General features: G+C 29.2%; 19 protein-coding genes and 2 pseudogenes. 1 reads left to right on the top strand and 20 read right to left on the bottom strand.

Translation table 11 applies throughout. The annotated features are described in order from the left end of the window. Positions 1 to 50: 50 nt before the first annotated feature. From HMPREF9127_RS02190 to rpoB, 16 genes and pseudogenes are all read right to left on the bottom strand, one after another. Positions 51 to 2,576 carry an insulinase family protein gene (locus tag HMPREF9127_RS02190; protein WP_009447819.1) on the bottom strand — a complete coding sequence of 842 codons (2,526 nt, stop codon included), beginning with the start codon at positions 2,574 to 2,576 and terminating at the stop codon, positions 51 to 53. After that, complete coding sequence (locus tag HMPREF9127_RS08760) at positions 2,573 to 2,956, bottom strand: insulinase family protein (RefSeq protein WP_009447726.1); 384 nt, start codon at positions 2,954 to 2,956, stop codon at positions 2,573 to 2,575. The genes HMPREF9127_RS02190 and HMPREF9127_RS08760 overlap by 4 nt, the downstream gene beginning before the upstream one ends. 8 nt (positions 2,957 to 2,964) lie before the next feature. Then, positions 2,965 to 4,092 (bottom strand): M20/M25/M40 family metallo-hydrolase, encoded by a 1,128-nt coding sequence (locus HMPREF9127_RS02185; RefSeq protein ID WP_009448473.1) that lies wholly within the window; start codon positions 4,090 to 4,092, stop codon positions 2,965 to 2,967. 1 nt (position 4,093) lies between these two features. Then, positions 4,094 to 5,464 (bottom strand): UDP-N-acetylmuramoyl-tripeptide--D-alanyl-D-alanine ligase, encoded by a 1,371-nt coding sequence (locus HMPREF9127_RS02180; RefSeq protein ID WP_009448105.1) that lies wholly within the window; start codon positions 5,462 to 5,464, stop codon positions 4,094 to 4,096. A 2-nt stretch (positions 5,465 to 5,466) separates the two neighbouring features. Beyond that, positions 5,467 to 6,538, bottom strand: a pseudogene (locus tag HMPREF9127_RS02175) (D-alanine--D-alanine ligase family protein). 347 nt (positions 6,539 to 6,885) lie between these two features. Further along, positions 6,886 to 7,464 carry an NUDIX hydrolase gene (locus tag HMPREF9127_RS02170; protein WP_009447830.1) on the bottom strand — a complete coding sequence of 193 codons (579 nt, stop codon included), beginning with the start codon at positions 7,462 to 7,464 and terminating at the stop codon, positions 6,886 to 6,888. An 84-nt stretch (positions 7,465 to 7,548) separates the two neighbouring features. Next, entirely contained in the window at positions 7,549 to 8,121 is a 573-nt protein-coding gene (locus HMPREF9127_RS02165; protein WP_009448246.1) for a YwaF family protein, read from the bottom strand. 196 nt (positions 8,122 to 8,317) lie between these two features. Continuing rightward, positions 8,318 to 9,217, bottom strand: coding sequence for a C39 family peptidase (locus HMPREF9127_RS02160; RefSeq protein WP_009448339.1), 900 nt, complete (start codon positions 9,215 to 9,217; stop codon positions 8,318 to 8,320). Positions 9,218 to 9,222: 5 nt separating this feature from the next. Next, positions 9,223 to 10,293 carry a peptide chain release factor 1 gene (prfA, locus tag HMPREF9127_RS02155; RefSeq protein WP_009448076.1) on the bottom strand — a complete coding sequence of 357 codons (1,071 nt, stop codon included), beginning with the start codon at positions 10,291 to 10,293 and terminating at the stop codon, positions 9,223 to 9,225. 459 nt (positions 10,294 to 10,752) lie between these two features. Next, positions 10,753 to 12,351 carry an ABC transporter ATP-binding protein gene (locus HMPREF9127_RS02150; protein ID WP_009448164.1) on the bottom strand — a complete coding sequence of 533 codons (1,599 nt, stop codon included), beginning with the start codon at positions 12,349 to 12,351 and terminating at the stop codon, positions 10,753 to 10,755. Positions 12,352 to 12,666: 315 nt separating this feature from the next. Continuing rightward, positions 12,667 to 12,807, bottom strand: a complete 141-nt coding sequence (locus HMPREF9127_RS08755) for a hypothetical protein (RefSeq protein ID WP_009448205.1) — start codon at positions 12,805 to 12,807, stop codon at positions 12,667 to 12,669. 23 nt (positions 12,808 to 12,830) lie between these two features. Continuing rightward, positions 12,831 to 13,094 carry a hypothetical protein gene (locus HMPREF9127_RS08750; RefSeq protein WP_009448143.1) on the bottom strand — a complete coding sequence of 88 codons (264 nt, stop codon included), beginning with the start codon at positions 13,092 to 13,094 and terminating at the stop codon, positions 12,831 to 12,833. Between the two features lie 66 nt (positions 13,095 to 13,160). Continuing rightward, the gene (locus tag HMPREF9127_RS02140) at positions 13,161 to 13,493 is read right to left on the bottom strand and encodes a glycosyltransferase family protein (protein WP_255261695.1); all 333 of its coding nucleotides are present in this window, start codon (positions 13,491 to 13,493) and stop codon (positions 13,161 to 13,163) included. Positions 13,494 to 13,510: 17 nt separating this feature from the next. Then, positions 13,511 to 14,244: pseudogene (locus HMPREF9127_RS08745) on the bottom strand (MGDG synthase family glycosyltransferase). Between the two features lie 51 nt (positions 14,245 to 14,295). Then, the gene (gene rpoC / locus HMPREF9127_RS02125; RefSeq protein ID WP_009448281.1) at positions 14,296 to 17,940 is read right to left on the bottom strand and encodes a DNA-directed RNA polymerase subunit beta'; all 3,645 of its coding nucleotides are present in this window, start codon (positions 17,938 to 17,940) and stop codon (positions 14,296 to 14,298) included. Between the two features lie 64 nt (positions 17,941 to 18,004). Then, positions 18,005 to 21,727, bottom strand: a complete 3,723-nt coding sequence (gene rpoB / locus HMPREF9127_RS02120; RefSeq protein WP_009448162.1) for a DNA-directed RNA polymerase subunit beta — start codon at positions 21,725 to 21,727, stop codon at positions 18,005 to 18,007. 280 nt (positions 21,728 to 22,007) lie between these two features. Between rpoB and HMPREF9127_RS08175 the strand changes: the two genes are divergently transcribed. Further along, the gene (locus tag HMPREF9127_RS08175; RefSeq protein WP_009448088.1) at positions 22,008 to 22,157 is read left to right on the top strand and encodes a hypothetical protein; all 150 of its coding nucleotides are present in this window, start codon (positions 22,008 to 22,010) and stop codon (positions 22,155 to 22,157) included. Between the two features lie 115 nt (positions 22,158 to 22,272). Here HMPREF9127_RS08175 and HMPREF9127_RS02115 read toward each other — a convergent pair whose 3' ends face one another. Genes HMPREF9127_RS02115 through HMPREF9127_RS02100 form a run of 4 tightly spaced genes read right to left on the bottom strand, consistent with a single transcriptional unit; the run spans position 22,273 to position 24,834 of the window. Next, positions 22,273 to 22,812 carry a GNAT family N-acetyltransferase gene (locus tag HMPREF9127_RS02115; RefSeq protein WP_009447984.1) on the bottom strand — a complete coding sequence of 180 codons (540 nt, stop codon included), beginning with the start codon at positions 22,810 to 22,812 and terminating at the stop codon, positions 22,273 to 22,275. Between the two features lie 8 nt (positions 22,813 to 22,820). Further along, positions 22,821 to 23,141, bottom strand: a complete 321-nt coding sequence (locus HMPREF9127_RS02110; protein ID WP_009448047.1) for a DUF1294 domain-containing protein — start codon at positions 23,139 to 23,141, stop codon at positions 22,821 to 22,823. A gap of 48 nt (positions 23,142 to 23,189) precedes the next feature. Further along, positions 23,190 to 23,615 carry a Fe-S cluster assembly sulfur transfer protein SufU gene (gene sufU / locus HMPREF9127_RS02105; RefSeq protein WP_009448461.1) on the bottom strand — a complete coding sequence of 142 codons (426 nt, stop codon included), beginning with the start codon at positions 23,613 to 23,615 and terminating at the stop codon, positions 23,190 to 23,192. After that, a complete protein-coding gene (locus HMPREF9127_RS02100) occupies positions 23,605 to 24,834 on the bottom strand; it encodes an aminotransferase class V-fold PLP-dependent enzyme (protein WP_009447847.1) in 1,230 nt (409 codons plus the stop codon). The genes sufU and HMPREF9127_RS02100 overlap by 11 nt, the downstream gene beginning before the upstream one ends. Position 24,835 lies beyond the last annotated feature (1 nt).

Raw genomic sequence — 24,835 nt, 5'->3', positions numbered from 1 at the left:
AGAATTAACTTAACCTAAATTTATTTTCTAAAAAAGTAATAATCACAGAATTATTTTTTCAAAATAACAATATTCTTAAATTCTTCAGAATTTTCTTTTATTCTATTTGTATTTCCTACAACTACAAAAGTATCTTGAGTTAATACTTTGCCTATTACTTCTGAAAGTCCTTTTAAATCTTCTAATTTTGCATTTAAAAGCTCCTCTAGATAGATTTCTAATTCTTTTTCATCTGACCCAGTAATATACATAATCATAGAAGTATAACCTTTATGTTTTGGTGTAAGTAATGGATTAAAATCTTTCACTAATGAAATTTTAAAACTTTCTAAATCTTCATCATTTATTTCCATATCTGATACATATTTTCCAACAGTTAAAAATATTTCTTTTGTAGATTTTAAATTAGGATCCCTATAACTAAACATAATTATTTCACTATCTTTAGTTATACTAAAACCGGCACCATAAGCTCCACCAATTGCCCTGATATTATTATGCATATGAGTCGTACTCAAAATTTTAGAAAGTAATGCAAAACTTCCTGAAAACTCAACACCATACTTTTTCATATCTCCTGCAAAAGTAACATAATTTACATCAGAAGAAGTCGCAATTCCTTCTTTTAAATTTTCTTTTTCAAATGTAAAATCATAAGAAGAATCTTCTATTTTAGGAAACTCTTTTACAAGTCCGACAAATTCTTTTTCTATACTTTCGAAATTTTCCTCTGTTGTTGTTATATTTACAATTGATTCATTTAACTTAAACATTCTATTGTAAACAAATTCCATTTTTTCAATTACATTATCAATTTTTTCATCAAAATTTTCAGCTAAATCTTGAATAAACTTCAAATAATCAATTCCTTTGACTTTTTCATCATAATATGCTTTATTTGAAAAATATGATTTTGCTCTATTTATTCCATATAAATGTCCTGCGCCTAGAACATCTTGTTCTAATTCGCCTTTTATAGCTAAAACTTCTTCTTTTATTCTATTCTTATCTGTAAAAATTGTTTCTTTTAATAAGATTTTTAAAAGTTCGACAGTTTCTTTAAGTTTTTCAGTGAAGAATTTTACACTAACAATAAATTTAGGAACAAATTTTTCTCTATTCTTTGAATTTGTCAATGTTGCAATTGTAGTTGAAATTCCTCCACAACGTAAAAATGTTTCAACTGAAAAGTCTTTGTAAGTCATTGACTTTTTATCCAAAGATTTTAATAAATTTTCGATTAATGATAGATATACTATTTCATCCTTTGAAATATGCTTTAAATCAAAACAAATATCTACATAATTAATGCCTGAAGTGAAAATATTATGTTTTAAAACTGTTATATCTTCAACTTTATCTATATCATTTGGAATTTTTAAAGTTTCTTTATCTATATCTTCAATTTTCAACTTCGGAATTGTAGCTTTTTGTTCATCAGTGCTTTCTGTTTGTTGGTATTCAATTAAATTCTTTGTGTTTTCAATTATTTTTTCAACTTGAATTTTATTTAAACACTCCTTATATCTCTTTAGCCATTCTTTTTGAGCTAAATCTTTTTTGTCATTAAGTCCTGCACTTGGTGAAAGAATGATAAACGCCTTGTGATTGTTATTTAAAATCTTTTCTTCAATGATTCTTTCCAACAATCTATTATTTAAAATTTCTTCTCTAATTTCTGATAATGCTTCGTCAAAAGAAAGTGAATCCATAGGATTTTTACCATATAACCAATTATCGCAAATATGCATCATACATTCAATTCCGGCAGTTGTAGAATTTAAAAGTTCTCTTACAGTAAATTCTGTCCTATTTAAAACAGCCATTAACTTATCTTTTTCAATTCCATTTTTTACTATGTCTCTTAAAGTATTTTCAACAATTTCTTTGAATTTATCTAAATTTTCTCTTTCAGAATTTACAATAAATACTCCAAAACTTGAAAATTTTGTAGATTCCATAGCAATAGGTGCAACATCTTCGCAGATATTTTCTTTAAGAATTGCCTCTTTTAAATAAGCACCTTGCATTTCAACTAATAGGTCATTTAATAACTTTGAGATAATTCCATCTTTTAATCCATCACTTTCTCCAAAACATGAAACATAGGCTAAAAATGTTTTATTTTTAGTATCTTCATCTTTAGAAACTGAATATTCATCAAAGACATTTTTAGGCTTATCAAAAGGTTTTTGATTTCCTTCAAAATTGTCAAGTTCTTCCTTTTCAAATTTTGAAAGATATTCTCTATCCAAAAATTCAAGTCTTTCTTCCATATCACAATCCCCATATAAATAAATATATGAGTTTGAAGGATGATAGTATTTTGAATGAAATTCACAAAAATCCTCATAAGTCAATTTTGGAATTTCATAAGGTTCCCCACCCGATTCTTTGGCATAAACAGTATCAGGGCAAAGAGCATTATTTACTCTATAATAAAGAGTTGTTTCGGGAACTGAATAAGCCCCCTTCATTTCGTTATAAACTACACCTTTGATATTAAGCTCGTCTTTTTCGTTTTCAAGTTCATAATGCCAACCTTCTTGCATAAAAATTCTTCTATCAGATTTCATCGCAGGATAAAAACAGCATCCATATATACATCCATTAAGTTTTTAAAGTCTTTTTCATTTCTACTTGAAACCGGATAAACTGTTTTATCAGGAAAAGTCATAGCATTTAAAAATGTTGCTGTACTAATTTTAACCATATCCATAAAAGGTTCTTTAGTTTGAAATTTTCTTGAACCTGAAAGTACGCAATGCTCAATTATATGGCAAATTCCCGTATTATCTGTAGGAATAGTTTTAAATCCAATACCAAAAGTTTTATTGTCATCATTATTTTTCATCAAAAAAACTCTAGCACCTGTTTTTTCGTGTTCAAGTAAAACACAATCAGAATTTACATCCTTTATATATTTTTCTTGAATTAATTTATATCCTTTATACATATTGCCTCCTATTTTGTAATGAATTCTAAAACAGCTTCAGCTGTTTTTTCCATATCGGAAATAACTAAATATTCTTCAATTGTATGAATTTTATACATTCCAACTCCTAAAATCACAGAATTGAAACCATTTTTTAAATAAATATTTCCGTCACAACCTCCACCTATTTTAATAGGTTTTGCTGTAACTCCAACTTTTTTATATGCATCTAAAACTCTATTTAACAAAATATTTCCGTCAATTTGTTTTAGAGGTGGATAATCATATTTAACTTCAATATTACATTTTACTTCAAAGTCTTTTGCTGTTTTTTCAAAAATATCTACATAATTATCAACATTTTCTTTTGCTTCATCTTCATTTAAACATCTAACTTCCATTCTGATTTTACAATCTTTAGGAACTACATTTGTCGGAAATTCAGATATTATACTTCCGATATTTGAAGTAGTATGGTCATTTAATCTTCCTATTTTCATCTTTGCAATAGCATTACTCATAGCTATGATTGCACTTCTTCCCTTTTCAGGCTCAATTCCCGCATGTGCAGAAGCTCCCTCATAATGAACATTTATCTTATACATACAAGGCCCTTCAACTGCTACTAAATCCGCTCCTCCACCATTATCAAGTACAAGCATATCTTTTGCAGGCATAAATTCAGCCGGAATTTCTTCCCATTTAATTGATTTTGCACCCAAAAGTCCAACTTCTTCTGACGGAGTTATAACTGCAAATACATCATTATGCGGCAAATTATTTTCAACTAAATTTTCAAAAGTTTCTAAAATTATTGCAACTCCGCCCTTATCATCTCCTCCTAGAGTTGTTTCAGTTCTTGTTTTAACAAGTCCGTCTTCAACATAAACATCCAAATCCTTTGAAGGTTCAACAACATCCATATGTGCAGAAAGTGATATCGCTTTTAATTTTTCGTCATCACAATTTTTTTCAAGTTTTGCAATAATTACAGGGGTGTTTCCGCCATATTCAGCTGAATGGTCATGTAAAATATATTTAACACCAAGTTTTTCTAATCTTTCTATTATATATTTCATAACATTTATTTCGTTTTTTGACGGCGAATAAATCTTTACCAAATCCAAAAATATATTTAAAAGTCTTTCTTTATTCATACTAAATCTCCTTTAACATTTCAATTATATTCTCTAGTTTCATTCCTCTACTTCCCTTTACCATAATTAAAGTATCGTCTGAAATGATTTCTTTAACCTTCTTTACAACTTCCTCATTAGTATCAAAGTGGAAAAGATTATTTACATTGAAATTTCTATTTGCTCCATTATAAATATCCTTAGCCAACTCTCCAATGCAAATAACATAATCAATCTTATTTTTGTCTATCTTTTCTCCTACTGCAAAATGAAGTTTTCTTTCATTTTCTCCAAGCTCAAGCATATCGGAAAGAATTAAAATTTTATTTTTGTAACCTTTCATAGTATAAACTGTTTCTATACAGGACGTTAGACTTTGAGGATTGGACTTATAACAGTCATTTAAAACATCAAAACTTGGCAAATGCATAAGTTCCATTCTCATTCCTGTAAGTTTTACATTTGAAAGTCCTCTTACAATGTCACCATAATTCATTCCTAAAAGTCCTGCAATTGTAATTGCTACTGAAACATTATAAATTTGATGTTTTCCAATAAAAGGAATACTGTAAGCATATTCTCCGATTGAAAAACTGCTTCCCTCTTCATCCGAACGAATAGGTCTTATAATTACGTCGGAATCTTCTCTTGTACCTATTTTAATAACTCTTTGAGGAATAGTATATTCTTTTATTACTTCTCTTAAAATCTCATCATCATTATTATAAATAAAAATTCCATCAGGTTTTAACCCTTCTAAAATTTCAAACTTTACCCTAGCTATATTTTCTTTAGTTCCAAGCTCTAACAAATGACTATCTCCAATATTTGTAATAACTGCAATATCAGGATTTGCAATATTTGTAAGTGTTCTAATATCTCCAAAGCGATCCATTCCCATCTCTAGAACAATAGCTTCATCATCCAAATTCATTTCCATAATTGTCTTAGGAAGTCCAATATCATTATTAAAATTTTTTGCAGTCTTATGAACTCTAAAATTCTCTCTTAAAATTGATGCTAAAATATCTTTAGTTCCAGTCTTTCCATTAGAACCGGTTATACCTATAACTTTAGCTCCGGTTGCCTTTAAATAACTACTTGCAAGTTTTTGATATGCTTGTAGAGTATCATCTACAATAATTACTCCTGCATCAAGATATGGTGTAGGATGCCTTTTATCCCATAAAGTAGCGATCGCTCCTTTTTTTATAGCTTCAAAGGCAAAATTATGTCCATCAAATCTTCCACCAACAAGAGGAATAAATAGATTATTTATTTCTATGTCACGAGTATCTGTAGAAACTCCTTCTACAACTCTATCTTTCATACTTGTAGTTATCAAGTTACCATCAACTATTTTAGCGATAGTTTCCAAAGTTGCTTTTAACATAATTACCCCCTATTTGTAGTCAAAGAATCTTTTTCTTTTTTATTTTCAACCGCAAGATCAATTAACTCGTCCAAAAAATCGCTATAAGTCTTTCCGAAAGTTTTCATATACATTGCAGGAGCCATAGAAACAGCAGTCATTCCCGGAATTGTATTAATTTCATTTACGAGCATTTTTCTATCACTATCTCTTACAAAAATATCAACTCTAGCAAAACCCTTACAATTTGTAACTGCATAGGCTCTTTTTGCTACAGATTGAATTTCTTTAATTTCTTCATCAGTTAAATCCCAAGGAATAATATGATCTGTAGTTTCGTCAAAGTATTTTGCTTCATAGTCAAAAAATTCTCTAGTAACTTTTACACCACCGGGTAAACTAGCTTTCAAAATATTATTTCCCATAACTAAAACTTGAAGCTCATCGCCAACAACAGCTTCTTCAACTAAAACTCTATTATCATATTTAAAAGCCTCAACAAGAGCGGGTTCAATTTCTTCTTTTTTGTTACCTTTGTAACTCCAACACTTGAACCTGCATTACAAGGCTTTACAAAAGAAGCTTCTCCAATTTTTTCAATAATATTTTTAATTTGTAAATCCTTATTCTTATCAAATTCGTACTTTGTAACTAAATAATATTCAGGTTGTAAAATCCCATTACCTGCAAAGACGTCATTCGCAGTTCCCTTATCCATACAAACCGCTGAAGATAAAACATTATTTCCAACATAAGTAAGATCCATTATATCAAAAAAGCCTTGAATAGTTCCATCTTCAGAGAAAGTTCCATGCATCGCAGGGAAGAAAATAGCATTTTCATTTACAAAGTCATTTGAAAAAAATTTTGAAATAGAATCTGCAACATTTCCATGTCCTTCTACAACTAGTTCATTTTCATTTTCAATATTCTTATTATTTTCTCCCAAGTAATTCCATCTTCCACATTTATCTACATAAATAGGAAATATCTTATATTTTTTCTATCTAAATTATTTATAACCGACTTTGCAGTTAAAACAGAAATTTCATGTTCTGTACTCTTTCCCCCATATAATAAATATAAATTTTTCATATCTAAAACTCCTTTTTTATAATATAAATATTACATTATAGTATACCATAAATTGAGATTTTTTCATAATTTTAGCAAAAAATTTTTATCATTATTTATATGACTTCAGTTATATTCTCAACATTAGCTGTAACTTATCCTGTTGTGCTTTATATACCAAAAAAAGAAAAATAGTAAGACAAAATCTAATTTGAATTATTAAACCTTCACAATAAAAAAGTACTGCTTCAAAAACTTGAAAACAAGTAATGAATGCAGTACTTTTTATTGTAATTAAATTAATATATTATCTTCAATATCCTCTGTAATTCTAATATAAGTACATATTTTTAAAATCCGAACCTATATTACATAGAAAGCTTTTTAGCATTTTCTATTTTCTTAGCTATATTTCTATAAATTGACATTTCTTTAAATTCCTTCCAATCAACCCATTCAAAATTATTAACTTCACTTAAATCAATATTAACATCTAATTCTTCTTCACAGAAAAATAAATATTGCAAATCATAATGATAATGTTTTTTCTCTTCTTTAATTATGTTTTCAGGAATTTTATGAACAGAAATATTAAGTGGTACTAGCTCATTTAACAAATCTACTTTATAATATGTCAACTTTTCTATTTCTATACCTGTCTCTTCTAAAAGTTCTCTTTTTGAAGACTCTAAAGGATTTAAATCTGTAGGTTCTATATGTCCTCCAGGTTGTAAATATTTTTTTAGAAAATTATGATAAACTAATAAAATTTTGTTTGTTTTTTTTGAAACAACAAAACACGATGATGTAAAATGACCAGTAAAATTCTTTCTATCAATCAAATTTCTATCAGATTTATTATGTAATTGATTACATATAATATTAAAATCTTCTTCGTTTTTATTGTTTTTTACATAATCCTCAAATATTTTTTCATACATACCCATATTCATTATCCTCCAAAGAAAATCAGGTGTATTCTTAAATCCACTTTTTTATTTATTATATTATTAATTCATCCTCAATTATTTTTAATTCTCAATCTTTCTATTTATTATTTTAAATTTCCCATCTCTTGATTTCATAAAATATGAATGTACAAGATATAATGCAAAATTTAACATCAACATCATAATTGCAATATATGTTATTGGATGCAATCTACCAGCTACATCTTTAAAAATTGGGGGTTCTGATAAAAACGCATAGTTACATTTTGTAAAGCTGTTAAAAATGATTACTGCAATATGCAAAATGTTGGTAAAAACAAAAACTTCTGTATATTTTTTGAATGAAATTTCTATTTCTTCAACAAAGAATATATAACAACTCACCCAAAGCAACATAGTATGTCCTACAAAGAAACTTATCCAAGTATAATGTGGAAATACAAATTTATCCAACTCCGGTGTCAAAAGAGCAACTATTGAGCCTACAAAGCCCAAATAAATCCCAATCCTTTTTGACTTATCATTATTAAAAAATACTCCATATATCAAACATAAAATCGCAACTCTGCAATCATATAAAGGCAAACTCGTTTCAATTGAAAATGAACCGCTTAACAAATACCAAGCATATAATATTAATTGTTGTAAAAACAATACTATAACAAAATTTTTAAAATATTTTTATTACTATTTTTATTTTATCTCTATATCTATAAATTAAAATAGCCCCCATAAAAGCAATTATAACAAGTATAATATGAGTAAAACCGTATTTTTCTATATCATATCCATCCGGTTCAGATCTAAAAAATAAAATAAAAATCTAAAATTTTTTCTAAAAAATTCAAAACTACTCTCCTTTATCAAAAGACCAAGAATTCTTTATCTGTGGCTTCAATCTTTCAAAACTCCATTTTTCATTCGTATTTGTAGGACTGCTTGAATCATTTATAATAAACATTCCGTCTTCATCAACTCCAACTAAAACAATATAATGTCCAATTGAAGAAAAATCTCCAGGTCCTACATTTGCAATTATAGGTCTTCCGTTCTTTAACTCATCCTTATAAATTTTTTCATTTGTTGACAGCTCTTTAACTTTAATGCCATATTTTTTGGGAACTTCCGTAAAATATTGCCACCCCGTTCCCGAACCTTCAGCATATTCTTCATATTGTATCATTTCAACGGGTGTAATGGAATTATCTTTTAAAAGTCCGGAAATAACCATTGCCATTGACGTAGGACCACAACCGTTTATAGCAATATTTTCATCAGTATATTTATTTTGACCCCAACGTCTGTCCCATTGCAAATAATACGGAATATCTCTTTTAAAATCAACACTTTCTCCAATAAAATTATCTACAGTCCTATTCTCAAGTTTATCTTTTATAAAAAGTTTTGCGGACGGATTTCTGTAAAGCAAAGCTAAATAACTAAAACTCAGCTTATCTTTACTTTTTAAAATTTCTTGAATCTCTTTGTCATTACTGTTATTAAGTCCGTCCAGAATAGTTTTTTCAGACAAAATATTTGATTTCTTTCCTGTATTAACCTTTGTTGAAAGTTTACTAACATCTATTCCATTTGCATTCAAATCTTTAATTTCTTCTACATTATTGACCGTAACTTCTGTTTTCATTTCTTTTTTGTCAAAAACTAAATTAAAAAATACAAATATCCCAAACACATACAATACAATATAAATACCAAATTTAGTTAATTTATTTTGTAAATTGTAATTCATATAATCTACTCCGCAATTGCCAGCATCTTTTTTGCCTGATCGCTTGTAATTAGAGCATCTATCATATCGGAAATATCTCCATTTAAGAAACTATCCAATTGATAAATAGTCATATTTATTCTATGATCCGTAACTCTTCCTTGAGGAAAATTATAAGTTCTTATTCTTTCAGATCTATCTCCGGAACCTATTTGTGATTTTCTTGCATCTGCAATATCCTTATTTTGTTCTTCTTGATACTTTTCGTAAAGTCTTGATTTCAAAATCTTCATTGCCTTATCTTTATTCTTAAGTTGTGATTTTTCATCTTGACAAGTAACAACAAGTCCCGTTGGGATATGGGTAATTCTTACAGCAGAGTCAGTTGTATTTACACATTGTCCACCATTACCACTTGCTCTATAAACGTCAATTCTTAAATCATTTTGATTTATAACAACATCGACATCTTCAACTTCCGGTAAAACTGCAACAGTTGCTGCAGAAGTATGAATTCTTCCACTTGATTCAGTAGCAGGAACACGTTGTACTCTGTGTACTCCACTTTCATATTTCAATTTTGAATATGCCCCTTTACCTTTAACTAAGAAAACAACTTCTTTAATTCCACCAACTCCTTGTTCTGAAATACTCATTATTTCAGTTTTCCATCTTTGTTTGTCAGCAAACATTCTATACATTCTAAGTAAATCTTCTGCGAAAAGTCCCGCTTCATCTCCACCGGTACCGGCTCTTACTTCCATAAATACATTCTTTTCATCATTAGGGTCTTTTGGTAATAACAAAATTTTAAGATCTTGTTCTTCCTTTTCAATACTATCTTCAAGCTCTGAAATTTCTTCCTTAACAAGTTCTTTCATTTCATCGTCTAAACTTTCCTTTAACAATTCTTTATTTTCTTCAAGTTCTTTCTTATGTTTAGAATATTCTCTATATTTTTCAACAATAGGTTTCATATCACCATGTTCTTTAGCAAGTTTTTGCCAAACATTCATATCTTTCATAATTTCAGGATCTATAATTTTCTTTTCAAGTTCCTCAAATTTTTCTACTAATAGTTCTAATTTATCAAACAAAGTATATCTCTCCTTTTATAACTACAATCAACTTTAATTTATCTTAACAATTTATTTTTATCTAAAATATATAGCTTTATCAATAGGCATAAAGCCAATAATTAAATCATAACTCCTTTACGATAACTTTTCTATGGTAGTTATGATGAAATATAAGTAGCTTTGCCATTAGGCGCAAAGCTTTTAATTATATCATAACTCCTTTATGATACTTTTTCTATGGTAGTTATGATGAAATATAAGTAGCTTTGTCATTAGGCGCAAAGCTTTTAATTATATCATAACTCCTTTACGATACTTTTTCTATGGTAGTTATGATGAAATATAAGTAGCCTTGCCATTAGGCGCAAAGCTACTTATATTATAACACACTTACTATATTATTGTAAAATTTTCTCACTAAAAAATATCCTATAAAAAAGATAACCCGACACATAAGTATCGGGAATGTAATTATTGCTAACAATTTTTTATTATATTAATTTCTTCTCCTGTAAATTCTAAAATGTAGTCATACATTTTTACATTTTCTTCTGAATAATTGTGAGAAATATTAATAAATCCTAAGTTTTTATCATTTAAAATCATTTTTTCAATTATTGAAATTGAATTTTTATCAATATTGCTCATAGCTTCATCAAATACCAAAAAATTACTATTTCTAAGTAATGCTCTTGCAATTATAATTTTTTGTTTTTCACCACCTGAAATTGAAAGATTTAATTCATTCAAATTTTCATTTCTATTTTCAATAAGTTTTTTATCCAAATTTACTTTATTTAAAATATCATATATCAAATTATCCTCAATATTTTTAAATAGAGTTATATTTGAAACTATGTTTTCATTAAATAGAAACGAATTTTGTTCAACATAGACAATATTTTTTGAAATATCAGGATAATTCTTTATATTTTTACCATTTATCTTTATATTTCCGCTATAATTTTCAAACTCCCCAAACAGTAATTTCAAAATCGTACTCTTTCCTGAGCCGTTTTGACCTCTAATAAGGTATTTTTTACCACTTTCAAAAACATTTGAAAAATTATCAATAATATATTTATTCTCATTATAAGAAAAACTTACATTTTCGAATTCAATTTTCTCAACTCTCTCTTGCTCATTTTCTTCAAATTCGCAATCGGATAATGTTTCAAATAAATCATTTTTAACTTTCTTTATAGAAAATACAGTTATCAAATAGCTGGAAATGGTATTAATCGGATAGATTAACAAGTCAGATAATTGCAATATTGCTATAAAAGCTCCGATAGTTTCTTTTCCACTGATAATTGAACTGATTACAACATAATATATTAAAAATTGTGATATAAACGAAATTGCCCCCATACTAATTTCTAGAACTGCATTTTTTATGCTATATCTATAAGCATATTTTTGTTCATCAGATGAAATAGACTCCATTTTATCATTTATATTTTTTTCTACGGAATATCTTTTTATAATCCCTATTCCCTCAACAATATCATAAAAAGCTGTATTCAATTGTCTTAATCCTAAAATGCTCTTTTCTCTTATTCTTTGCATATCTATTTCGAAAAAATAAGGAATTAGGATTGATATAATATTTGTTCCTAGAATAATAAATGATGCAATAATATTTAATGAAAACAGCAAATACATATACCAAATAATAGATACTGCTTGAAATATAATATGTGGTATTGTTAAATAGTATTCTTCTACAACAGATTCTATCTCATTATTATAAATAGAATAAAGCTCTTGAGGATTTTCTCCCTTTTTACCCTTTAACAAAATTCCTCTTATAAAAAGATTTCTAAGCCTCATATATAATAATCTTCTATATTTAGCATTCAACAATTTACCAATAAATTCAGAATACAATACTAAAACTATTAGTAGAGCATATTTTACAAAATATCCAAAAATTTTATCAAATTGTTTAGCTGTTATGCTATCTGTAATTTCCTTAATTATCATTGGCATATTAGCATTTGAATAAACTGTAAAAATACTAAAAATAACAATTAATATAGAATATAGATAAATATTTTTCTTTAATTTTTTCATAACTAAACTCCATTAGTTTTTTCTTTAAAATATTATTCTAATAATTTACATAGACATTGTATCATATAAGAAATCTCATTTCAAATATTTTATGCTCAAAGCTTTTATAATAATTTCAACAAAAAATTTTTTTCACAAAAAAAGCTATGTAAAAATTTTACATAGCTTATTTTCTATAAATTTTAAGTGTGGTATTTACATACCAGTATTACTGTGATTAGTGTGACTTTGCTTTTAACTATAAGTATAACCAAAAAGTATGTGACTCTTTTATACCCCTTTTTTAATAAATTATCTTAATTAAAAAATTTTTTCTCATAAAAAAAGAGAGTAACAAACTCTCATTAAAAATATCATCTTATTTTTTTCTTCAGTTTTTTCGCCTCTTGATGCTTTTACGTTTTTAACGTAATTTTCAGCAGCTTTTCCTAATTTAACAACTTCATCCTTGCCCATTTTATCTTCTTTAACTTGAGCAATTAAGCTTTCATATTTTTTTGAATGCTTTCTTTGTCAGCATCCTTTAAATTAGGAATTTCTAATTCGATAGCTTTTTGAGCTTCTAATGCTTTTATAGTTGCATTTTTTTCTTCTTCAGAAGCCTTTTCCATCTTTGGTTCTTCTTTCTTTTCTTCTTTCTTTTCTTCTGCTTTCTTATTTTCAGCCGGTTTTGATTGACAAGCAACCATTGAACCCATTAATAATATAGCCATAGCAGAAATTAAATATTTTTTAATTTTCATATAAAACCTCCTAAAATCTCTATCCACGATGAATTATACTATAAGACATCCTTTTTGTCAATAAATTTAGCTTATTTTTTCAACTAATTCTGCAATCTTATCTACTGAAAAACCTTCAGCAATATCTTTCATATTTAAAGACATATATTCCACTCTTCTTCTATTTTTGTAAAACTTTTTTATCTCCTTTACAACAGCATTAATACTATCAGCATAAACTCCAATCTCTTCCTCAACAACGAAGTTTTTATTTTCTTCTTCATGTCCCGGAATGAAAAATGGAATTATAAGCGGAATATTTTTAATTATTGCCTCCGTAACTGTAAGCCCTCCGGGTTTTGTAATCAGAAGTTGATTTTCTTCCATAAGTCTTGCAACTTCATTTGTATAACCTAAAATTTCAAGTCTATTTTCATCTATAAAAAGACTATATTTTTTTCAAGTTTTTCTTTTAATTCTTCATTTTTACCACAGACCATAGTAAGTCTTATATCATTTGAAATATCCAAAATCGGCATAATATATTCCGAAAAATCATTCATTCCCAAAGTTCCAAATATAGTTAAAATATTAAAGCCTTCTTTTTTTTCATAATGTCTTTCTTTAAAATTGTCACTTATAGGAATTCCATAAGCACAAATTCTCTCTTCTTTTATTCCATCATCAATCATTCTGTTTTTTGTAAATTCGGTCGCTACAATATAATAGTCAACATAATCACTAAAATACATTTTATGCGTTATAAAATCGGTAATTACCGAAATAAATGGAACATCATAATATTTTTTTGCTTTATATGTTCCATAATTCCAATAGCAAAAACATGAGTTCCAATAACTACACTTGGTCTTTTTTCTTCCAATATAGGTAATATTTTATTACTCAACATATTTAAAATTGGTTTTGAAAAAACATTTTGTGTTTGAGTTATATTAGTTCCCTTATAAATAAGCCCATAAATTTCAGGTGTCTTAGTTACAATTCCCAAATATCCGCCAACGAGTAAGCTGTCTAACTTTTCTGAAATTTCCTTTAACAAATCTATTTCTTCTACATCGAAACCTCTTTGTTCGAGTTTCTCTCTAATATTATTTGCAGCTTTATTATGTCCCCCACCAAAAGATGCAGTTAAAATTAAAGCTTTTTTCATCTTATGCCTCACTTTATAGAAAGAGTCGGAAAATTTTTCCGACTCTAAATATTATTCTTCAACTATTTCTACTTCTTCAGTATCAATTTCAGTTTCTTTTACTTCTGCTTCTGCTTTTACTTCTGCTTCTGCTTTTAATTCATCAAATGTATGATCTTCTTCAGGTTCAGCATGTTCAAGAGCAGCTTCTCTAGCAAGTCTATCTTCTTCTTCCATTGTTTCATAGTCAATTTCAATAGATTTATAAACTTTCATACCAGTTCCTGCAGGGATAAGTTTACCTAAGATTACATTTTCTTTTAATCCTATTAAACCATCTGCTTTTCCTTTGATAGAAGCATCAGTTAAAACTCTGGTAGTTTCTTGGAATGATGCAGCTGATAAGAAACTTTCAGTTGCAAGAGATGCCTTAGTAATACCAAGTAATACATTATCGAATGTAGCCGGCATTTTATCTTCTTCAAGCATTTCTCTATTAACAGCTTCAACTTCTCTAAAAGGAACTAAACTTCCTTCTAAGAAATTAGTATCTCCTGAAGTATCTATTTTAACTTTAGAAAGCATTTGTTTTATGATGATTTCAATATGTCTGTCGTCGATATCTACCCCTTGGTTACGATATACTTTTTGAACTTCTTTAGTGATATATTCTTGAACACCTGTTGGTCCTTTTATAGCTAAAATATCATGTGGATTTATAGAACCTTCAGTAAGCATATCTCCTGCTTTGATTTCTTCTCCATCTTTAACTTTAATTCTAGCTCCATAAGGTATAGCATAGATTCTTTCATCACCGTCTTCAGCAGTTACAACTATATCATATCTCTTCTTATTATCAACTAATTTTACAGTACCGTCTATTTCAGTTATATAAGCAAGTCCTTTAGGTTTTCTAGCTTCAAAAAGTTCTTCAACACGAGGAAGACCTTGAGTAATTCCAACACCGGCAACCCCACCTGAGTGGAATGTTCTCATCGTAAGCTGAGTACCAGGTTCTCCGATAGATTGAGCAGCTATAATTCCTACTGCTTCACCAATATTAACAGGGTTTCCTGTTGCAAGGTTACGTCCATAACATTTTGCACAAACACCATGTTTTGATTTACAACCTAAAACTGAACGAACTTTTAATTCTGTAATTCCAAGTTTTTCAACTTTTTCTGCCAAAGCTTCTGTAATCATTTCATTTTTATAAATTAGTATTTCTCCTGTATTAGGATTTAAAACATCTTCAAATGAATGTCTTCCTACGATTCTATCTGCAAGTTTTTCAACTATAGCATTTCCATCTTTAAAGTCTTTTGCTAATACATATTCATCTGTACAACAGTCGTCTTCTCTAACAATAACATCTTGTGAAACATCTACAAGTCTTCTTGTTAAATATCCAGAGTCAGCTGTTCTAAGAGCGGTATCTGAAAGACCTTTTCTGGAACCGTGAGTTGAGATAAAGAATTCTTGAACTGAAAGACCTTCTCTAAAGTTTGCTTTAATAGGAATTTCTACGATTCTACCGGTTGCAGAACTCATAAGTCCACGCATTCCGGCTAACTGTCTAATTTGGTTGATATTACCTCTGGCTCCTGAGTCCGCCATAATTGAGATACTATTTGTAGGATCTTGTTTTGCAACAAGAATCTTTGTAATATCTTCAGTAGCTTTTGTCCAAACAGAAATTACATATTCATATCTTTCTTGTTCAGAAACTAAACCATCTCTAAACAATTCTTCATAAACTGCAATTTTATGTTCCGCTTCTTTAAGAATTTCCCATTTTTCTTCAGGAACTATTACGTCATTCATTGAGATAGAAATAGCTCCTACAGTTGAATATTTATATCCTGTAGATTTAATATAGTCTAATACTTCAGCAGTTTTAATATTTCCATGTTTTCTAAAACATTTATCTACTATCTTACCAAGCATTTTTTTATCTACAAGTCTATCTATTTCTAATGAGAATTTATCTTTACTTCTATCAACAAATCCTAAATCTTGTGGAATATGTTCATTAAATATAAATCTACCAACAGTTGATTTTACGATTTGACTTTCTCCTGTTTCTTCATCTCTATACAAGATATTAACAGTATCATGAATTTTAACATTATTTGTAGAATAAGCCTTAAACATTTCATCATAATCCATAAATGAACGAACGGCTTGTTCTTCAACAGTTCCACTTGTTAAATAATATGAACCTAATACCATATCTTGTGTAGGAGTTGTGATAGGCTTACCGTCTTTTGGTGCTAAAATATTATTTGTAGAAAGCATCAAAAGTCTTGCTTCTGCTTGAGCTTCAGTTGATAAAGGTAAATGGACCGCCATTTGGTCTCCGTCAAAGTCGGCATTATATGCCGTACAAACCAATGGATGCAATTTTATAGCCTTTCCTTCAACTAAAACCGGTTCAAATGCTTGAATACCAAGTCTGTGAAGAGTCGGTGCTCTATTTAAAAGCACAGGATGATCTTTAATAACTTTATCTAAGATGTCCCAAACATTTGAATTTAATCTTTCTACATATTTCTTAGCACTTTTAATATTATGAACAATTCCATCTTCAACCAATTGTTTCATAATAAAAGGTTTAAATAGCTCAAGAGCCATTTTTTTAGGAAGCCCACATTGGTGGAATTTCAAATCCGGACCTACTACGATTACAGAACGTCCTGAATAGTCAACACGTTTTCCAAGTAAGTTTTGTCTAAATCTTCCTGTTTTACCTTTTAACATATCTGATAGAGATTTAAGTTCTCTATTTCCTGCTCCTGTTACAGCTTTTCCGTGTCTTCCATTATCTATTAATGTATCCACAGCTTCTTGTAACATTCTCTTTTCATTTCTCATAATGATTTCAGGAGCATGAATTTCTATAAGTTTTTTCAATCTGTTATTTCTATTTATAACACGTCTATACAAATCATTTAAGTCTGAAGTTGCAAATCTACCACCTTCAAGTTGAACCATCGGTCTTAAATCAGGCGGAATAACAGGAACAACATCAATAATCATCCATTCAGGTCTATTTCCTGATTTTCTGAAAGCTTCACAAACTTCAAGTCTTCTTGAAAGTCTAATTTTCTTTTGACCTGTTGCATCCACAAGACCTTTTTTCAACTCATCTGAAAGTTCATCTAAATTAATATTTTCTAAAAGCTCTTTAATTGCTTCAGCACCCATTCCAACTCTGAAATTTTCTGCACCAAATTTTTCACAAGCTTCTCCATATTCGCCTTCAGTTAGTAATTGCTTAACATAAAGGTCAGTATCTTTTGCATCAAGAACAACATAATTTGCAAAATATAGTATTTTTTCAAGGGCTCTTGGACTCATATCCAATATAAGTCCCATTCTTGAAGGTATTCCTTTGAAATACCAGATATGTGAAACCGGAGCAACAAGTTCGATATGACCCATTCTTTCACGTCTTACTTTAGACTTTGTTATTTCAACTCCACATTTTTCACATACATTTCCCTTGTATTTTATTCTTTTATACTTACCACAATTACATTCCCAGTCCTTTACCGGTCCGAATATCTTTTCACAGAAAAGTCCATCTTTTTCCGGTTTTAGTGTTCTGTAATTTATGGTTTCTGGTTTTTTAACTTCTCCTCTTGACCAGCTTCTTATCTTATCAGGTGAAGCCAAGCCAATTTTCATTGCATCAAAATTATTTAATTCCAACAAGGAGTCCACTCCCTTCCTCTATGCTATTGATCAATATCTTCTTCTATAAACATTTTGTACTTATCTACTTCTTCTGAACTGTTTTTTCTTTTTCATCTTTATCTTCTAAAAAACTAAGGTCAAAACCGTCAAAATCTTCTTCCTTATTTTCTGATTTTTCATAGAATGAATCAAAGTCAAAATCTTCCTCTTCTTCCTCTTCTTCTCTGGCATACTCTTCATTTAAAACAAGTTGAGCCTTTATTTCATCAGAATTTTCTCTAAGTTTGATTTCTTCTCCTTCTTCATCAATCAATTTTACATCTAGACATAATGATTGTAATTCTTTCATAAGAACTTTGAAGGATTCAGGAATTCCCGGTTCAGGAATATTTACACCCTTAACAATTGATTCATAAGTCTTAACTCTACCTACAATGTCATCACTCTTAACAGTTAGCATTTCTTGTAAAGTATGACTTGCGCCATATGCTTCTAATGCCCAAACTTCCATTTCTCCAAATCTTTGTCCACCAAATTGTGCTTTACCGCCAAGCGGTTGTTGAGTAACTAAAGAATATGGTCCGATAGATCTAGCATGGATTTTTTCATCTACCAAATGGTGAAGTTTTAACATATACATATAACCAACAGTTACAGGATTGTCAAATTCATCTCCTGTTCTTCCGTCTCTAAGTCTTATTTTACCTGATTCAGGACAACCAGCAAGTCTTAATGCATCAAGTACATCAACATCACTTGCTCCGTCAAATACTGGTGTTGCAACTTTCCAACCAAGTCTTTTAGCTGCAAGTCCTAAATGAACTTCAAGCACTTGTCCTATGTTCATACGAGAAGGTACCCCTAATGGATTAAGAACGATTTGTAAAGGAGTTCCATCCGGTAAGAATGGCATATCTTCTTGAGGCATTATTCTTGAAATAACCCCTTTGTTACCATGTCTACCACACATTTTATCCCCTACATTAATCTTTCTCTTAGTGGCTACATAAACTCTAACCACTTCATTAACTCCTGGTGGTAATTCATCTCCGTTTTTTCTACTATAACATTTAACATCTACAACAATACCTGTTTCTCCATGAGGAACTCTTAAAGAAGTATCTCTTACTTCTCTAGCTTTTTCTCCAAAAATAGCTCTTAAAAGTCTTTCTTCTGCACTTAATTCAGTTTCTCCCTTAGGTGATACTTTACCAACTAAGATATCTCCCGAATTAACTTCAGCACCAATTCTTATAATACCATTTTCATCCAAGTTCTTTCTCATATCTTCACCGATATTTATAACATCTCTTGTGATTTCTTCAGAACCTAATTTGATTTCTCTCGCTTCACATTCATGTTCTTCAATGTGTAATGAAGTTAAAACATCATCTATAACAAGTTGTTCATTTAACAACATCGCATCTTCATAGTTATAGCCTTCCCAGTTCATAAATGCCATTAAAATATTTTTACCTAATGCAATTTCTCCATTTTCAGTTGAAGGTCCATCGGCAATAATATCTCCTGCATTTATTCTGTCATTTTCATTAACTATAGGTCTTTGATTAATTGTTGTTCCTTGGTTTGAACGTTTAAATTTAAGTAATCTATATTTATCAACTACATTATCTAAATCTCTTTTAATATGAATTTCATCACTATCAACTTTTGTAACAATTCCTGAATTTTTAGCAACGATAACAACACCACTATCTCTTGCCGCTTTATGTTCTATACCGGTTCCTACGATAGGAGCTTCAGTAACAAGTAGAGGCACTGCTTGTCTTTGCATGTTTGAGCCCATCAACGCACGAGTAGCATCGTCATTTTCAAGGAAAGGAATCATTGCTGTACCAACTGATACAATTTGTTGAGGAGAAACGTCCATAAGTTGAATTGTATCTCTTGGATAAATATCATTTTCGCCATTAATACCACGACCACTTACTCTTTCGTTTACAAAACGTCCATTTTCATCAAGTGGTTCATTGGCTTGAGCGATAATAACTTCATCTTCTTCATCAGCAGTTAAATAAACAATGTCCTTTGTAGCAATTCCATTATTTACAACACGATATGGAGTTTCAATAAATCCATATTGATCAACTCTTGCATAAGTTGTTAGAGAAGTAATTAGACCGATGTTTGGACCTTCTGGAGTTTCTATCGGACAAATTCTTCCGTAGTGACTTTCATGAACGTCTCTTACTTCGTATCCTGCTCTATCTCTACTAAGACCACCAGGTCCTAATGCTGATAATCTTCTCTTATGAGTAAGTTCTGCAAGTGGATTGTTTTGATCCATGAATTGTGATAATTGTGAAGAACCGAAGAATTCTTTTAAAGATGCAACAAGAGGTCTTATATTGATAAGTCCTTGAGGCGTAGCAAGGTCCGGATCTTGAGTTGACATTCTTTCTCTAACAACTCTTTCCATTCTTGATAAACCAATTCTAAATTGATTTTGTAAAAGTTCTCCAACAGCTCTAACTCTTCTATTTCCTAAATGGTCAATATCATCACAAATTCCAAGACCATAGAATAAGTTAAATTCATAACTTACAGTAGCTTCGATATCATCACGAATAATATGAGTAGGAGAAAGCTCTTTAACTCTATTTCTAACAGCTCTCTTAACTTGTGTTTCATATTCTTCGCCTTCATATTCTGATGCAGCTTCTAAAATTTCCATCATAACCGGATAGTAAATTTTTTCTGAAAGTCCATTGCATGTAATGTCAAATCCTAATTCAAACGCACTAATATCAACAAAGTGGTTACCAACAACGATAATCTCTTTATCTTCAACTTTTACATGAACTCTCTTATATCCTGCATTTTCAATTTTTTCAGCAAGTTCTTCTGAAATATAATCTCCAACACTTGCAATTTTTTCCATTTCACCGAATTTATCAGTCTTGAAAATATCTTCAGCTAAAATTGTTCCTATTAATCTATTTCTTAAAGCTAATTTCTTATTAAATTTATATCTACCAACTTTTGCAAGATCATATCTTCTAGGATCAAAAAGTAAATTATGTAATAAACTTTCCCCACTTTCAACAGTAGCAGGATCCCCCGGTTTTAATTTTCTATAAATTTCAAGAATAGCTTCTTGATAACTCTTTGTTATATCTTTTTCCAAAGTAGTATGAAGTTCTTTAATATCTCCGAAATTTTCAACCATTTCTTCATTTGTTTCATATAACAACGCCCTAATCATAGTTGTTATAGGCAATTTTCTTGTTCTGTCAATACGAACACTTACAACTCCGTTTGTGTCGGTATCATATTCTAACCAAGCACCTCTGTTTGGAATTACTGTTGAAGAAAATAACTTATTACCTGACTTGTCAATTTCTTCTCCATAATATACACCCGGACTTCTAACAAGCTGACTTACGATAACTCTTTCAGCCCCATTAATAATAAAAGTCCCGTTGTCAGTCATCAATGGAATTTCTCCCATAAACACTTCTTGTTCTTTAACTTCACCTGTATTATTGTTTGTTAAACGAACATCAACTTTTAGAAGTGTAGAATAGTTCATATCCCTATCCTTACATTCTTGTTCTGAATACTTTGGAGCATTTTCTAAACGATAATTTAAAAATTCCAGCTTCATAGCTTCGGAATAGTCTCTAATCGGACTAATATCGTCAAAAACATCTCTAATTCCTTGCTTAATAAACCAATCATAACTATCAGTTTGAATGGCAATTAGGTTTGGAAGATCCAAAACATTTTGAATTTTTGAATAACTAACCCTTTCTGTGATTCCATACTTTTCAGTATGCGTCATAAAACTTCACCCCTTTGAAAAATTAAAAAAGATAAAAATACATATTATCCCACTATTACATTATTATCTTTAAATTTTAACAGATTTTTTGTAAAATGTAAAGTCTTTTTTAGAATTTTTTCATTTTTTTAGACAGAAATTGACCTTTGAACCTGATAATTTTAATTTTACATTATGAATACTTTAATTAAATACTATATTATGGTATAATACAGTTGTAAATATATTGTTCTGATAGTTCAATAAATCACTATTTAATATTAATCTAAAGGAGGCACTTATGAGAAAAAAATGGACAAATTATTTAGTAACCACTTTATTAGTATTTTTAATTATATTTGATTTCAACAACCTTTCCACTATTACAATTACTTGTATGGCAATAGCAATAGCTTTTAATTTATACGATTTATTTAAAGATAAATTTTAACTTTTAATATTTTTTTATAAATTCCGCTTTTTAGTGGAATTTTTTCATTTAAAAAGGAAGTAAATTTATTACTTCCTTTAAATAATTCCTAATTCTTTCATATCTTTGACTTTAATTATTTAATTGTTTTATAATTTTTCCTAAGTTCATATGCTGAATATTTTATATCAGTTCCTGATTTAATAAATTCAGTTTCTTTAAAAATCTCAAATCCATTCTTAAAACAAATCTTCAGAGATGAAATATTTTCTTTTGCAATTAATGTGTTTATAATTTCTACATTATATAATTTTAAGAATTTACACAAACCATTAACAAGTTCTGTTCCATAACCTCTATTCCATTCAGTTAGCTTTATCGAATATCCTATGCCCCATATTTTCTTACTCTTTTCAACTTCAAAAGCACAAGCAGTTCCTATTATTTCATCATTTTCTTTTTTAAAAACTGAAAAATAGAAATCGTCAGTCCATTTTTCCGAATTTTCCAACTCATCTTTCAATATATCTCTAAGTTCTTCTCCATTTTTGTAAAATGGATCACACATATATTTTCCGGATATTTCATTTCCCCATTCTTTCGCTGCGTAATCACAATCGGAAAACTGCATATCTGCTATATTCAATCTTTCTGTAGAAAATCTAATATTTTTCATAACATCACCTAAAACATATATTTATATAAATAATATAAAATCAAAACTTTAACTATAAAAAATAGCGGAACTAAAATTCTAAATTTTAGCTTTTTAGTTTTATGTCTAAATATTTGCATGGATAGAAAAGCACCAATAGAGCCGAACAAAAAAGCTGATAACAATAAGCTATTCTCTGAAATTCTATTCTTGCCTTTTATAGCTTTTCTTTTATCAATATAAAATATTGTAAAAGATATTAAATTCATTATAAAAATTATAGAAATCAATAATTTATAGTTGTATAACAAACCGTCTAAAAGCAAATATAATATAAAAAATATCCTCATATACCCTCCTATTCAAAAAGTCGCAACTCAAAAGAGCTACGACCATATTTAATTAGCTTCAAGTATATTTTTTAATGTATGCCAAGCAAGAACAGCACATTTAACTCTTGCAGGCATTGTAGAAATATTTTGAAGAGCTATGGCATCTTTAAGTTTTTTTAGCTCATCGCCCTCAAGACCTTCTGTAATCATTGCCAAAAAGGTTTCACAAAGTTCCTTTGCTTCATCTAAAGTCTTTCCTCTTACCAAATCAATCATAAGTGATGTTGAGGCTTGAGAAATAGCACAACCTACTCCAACATAAGAGGCATCTTTGATTATACCATCTTCAATATCTAATTGTAATGTAATTTCATCTCCACAACTTGGGTTATGACCTTTTTCTTCGTGAGTCGGATGTTCCAAATATCTTTTATTTTTTGTATTTCTACTTTCTTCTGTTATTATCTCAGTATAAATTTCTCTAATGTCCAAGATGTAATATTCTCCTTACTTCTTTTAATTTATCAATGAAATATTCTACTTCTTCTTTAGTGTTATAGAAAGAAAAACTCACTCTACAAGTTGCATTTTCATTCAAATATCTATGCAAAGGCTCTGCACAATGATGCCCACTTCTTATTGCAATTCCAAAGCTATCAAGTATTGAAGATACATCATGAGGATGTGCATCTTTTACATTAAAAGCTATAACTGGACATCTGTTTTCTTCAGTTGTAGTATAAGTCTTTATGAAATCTAACTTTTTCATTTCTTCAAAAGCAAAATTCATAAGTTCTCTTTCCAATTTTTCTATATAATCAAAACCTAGTTCTTCAAGGTAATCAATCGCAGCTCCAAGTGAAGCAACCGCTCCAACATTTTGTGTCCCTGCTTCAAAACGGCCTGCAGGTAAAAGATATGTTGAATAATCCTCATAAACATATTCAATCATATCTCCTCCATAAAGGAATGGATTCATCTCTTTTAAGAGGTCAAACTTTCCATAAAGTACACCAACGCCCATTGCACTTAACATTTTATGTCCTGAAAAGGCTAAGAAATCAACATCTAAATCCTGAACATCCAGTTTTTTATGCGCAACAATTTGAGATGCATCAACTAAAACTTTTGCTCCATTTTTATGTGCTATTTCAATAACTTTTTTGATGTCAGGCATTGTAGCTACTACATTTGAAGCAGCAGTTATACATACTAATTTTACTTTATCGGAAATTTTATCTTCAAAAGATTTCATATCCAATTGGAAATTATCATCAAGGTAAATATAGTTAAGTTTAGCACCTGTTTTTTCTTTTAAAAATTGCCAAGTACATAAATTACTATGATGCTCCATAATACTAAGCATTATTTCATCATCTTTTTCTAATTTAGTAAGATAACAATAGGCAACTAAATTAAGTGCCTCACTTGCATTTTTTGTAAAAATTATTTCGGTAGTTCTCTTTGCATTAAGAAAATTCTTAACTTTTTTTCTTGTTCCCTCATAAATTTCAGTCGCAGACATACTTAAATAATGACTGCCTCTATGTGGACTTCCATTTTGATAAGAGTAATAATTTGTTATAGTATCAATAACAGCTTGTGGCTTTTGGCTTGTAGCTGCATTGTCTAAATAAATAACTTTTTTCCCAACTTTTTCTTCATTCAAATATGGAAAATCTCTTCTAATATCAAGAATAGTTTTAGTCATA

It is taken from the genome of Parvimonas sp. oral taxon 393 str. F0440 (genome assembly GCA_000223315.2).
GTDB lineage: Bacteria > Bacillota > Clostridia > Tissierellales > Peptoniphilaceae > Parvimonas.
The sequence above is the reverse complement of the archived record's forward strand: the minus strand, read 5'-3'. Positions and strand labels throughout refer to the sequence as shown.

Excerpts from the sequence above, each read along its gene's own strand:
- HMPREF9127_RS02110 (WP_009448047.1), bottom strand. The coding sequence starts at position 23,141 with ATGAGGATATTTTTTATATTATATTTGCTTTTAGACGGTTTGTTATAC.
- HMPREF9127_RS02115 (WP_009447984.1), bottom strand. The coding sequence starts at position 22,812 with ATGAAAAATATTAGATTTTCTACAGAAAGATTGAATATAGCAGATATG.
- HMPREF9127_RS08760 (WP_009447726.1), bottom strand. The coding sequence starts at position 2,956 with ATGTATAAAGGATATAAATTAATTCAAGAAAAATATATAAAGGATGTA.
- HMPREF9127_RS08175 (WP_009448088.1), top strand. The coding sequence starts at position 22,008 with ATGAGAAAAAAATGGACAAATTATTTAGTAACCACTTTATTAGTATTT.
- HMPREF9127_RS02100 (WP_009447847.1), bottom strand. The coding sequence starts at position 24,834 with ATGACTAAAACTATTCTTGATATTAGAAGAGATTTTCCATATTTGAAT.
- HMPREF9127_RS02150 (WP_009448164.1), bottom strand. The coding sequence starts at position 12,351 with ATGAAAAAATTAAAGAAAAATATTTATCTATATTCTATATTAATTGTT.
- HMPREF9127_RS02190 (WP_009447819.1), bottom strand. The coding sequence starts at position 2,576 with ATGAAATCTGATAGAAGAATTTTTATGCAAGAAGGTTGGCATTATGAA.
- HMPREF9127_RS02160 (WP_009448339.1), bottom strand. The coding sequence starts at position 9,217 with ATGAATTACAATTTACAAAATAAATTAACTAAATTTGGTATTTATATT.
- HMPREF9127_RS08750 (WP_009448143.1), bottom strand. The coding sequence starts at position 13,094 with ATGAAAATTAAAAAATATTTAATTTCTGCTATGGCTATATTATTAATG.
- rpoB (WP_009448162.1), bottom strand. The coding sequence starts at position 21,727 with ATGACGCATACTGAAAAGTATGGAATCACAGAAAGGGTTAGTTATTCA.
- HMPREF9127_RS02170 (WP_009447830.1), bottom strand. The coding sequence starts at position 7,464 with ATGGGTATGTATGAAAAAATATTTGAGGATTATGTAAAAAACAATAAA.
- HMPREF9127_RS02180 (WP_009448105.1), bottom strand. The coding sequence starts at position 5,464 with ATGTTAAAAGCAACTTTGGAAACTATCGCTAAAATAGTTGATGGTAAC.
- HMPREF9127_RS02185 (WP_009448473.1), bottom strand. The coding sequence starts at position 4,092 with ATGAATAAAGAAAGACTTTTAAATATATTTTTGGATTTGGTAAAGATT.
- HMPREF9127_RS08755 (WP_009448205.1), bottom strand. The coding sequence starts at position 12,807 with ATGGGCAAGGATGAAGTTGTTAAATTAGGAAAAGCTGCTGAAAATTAC.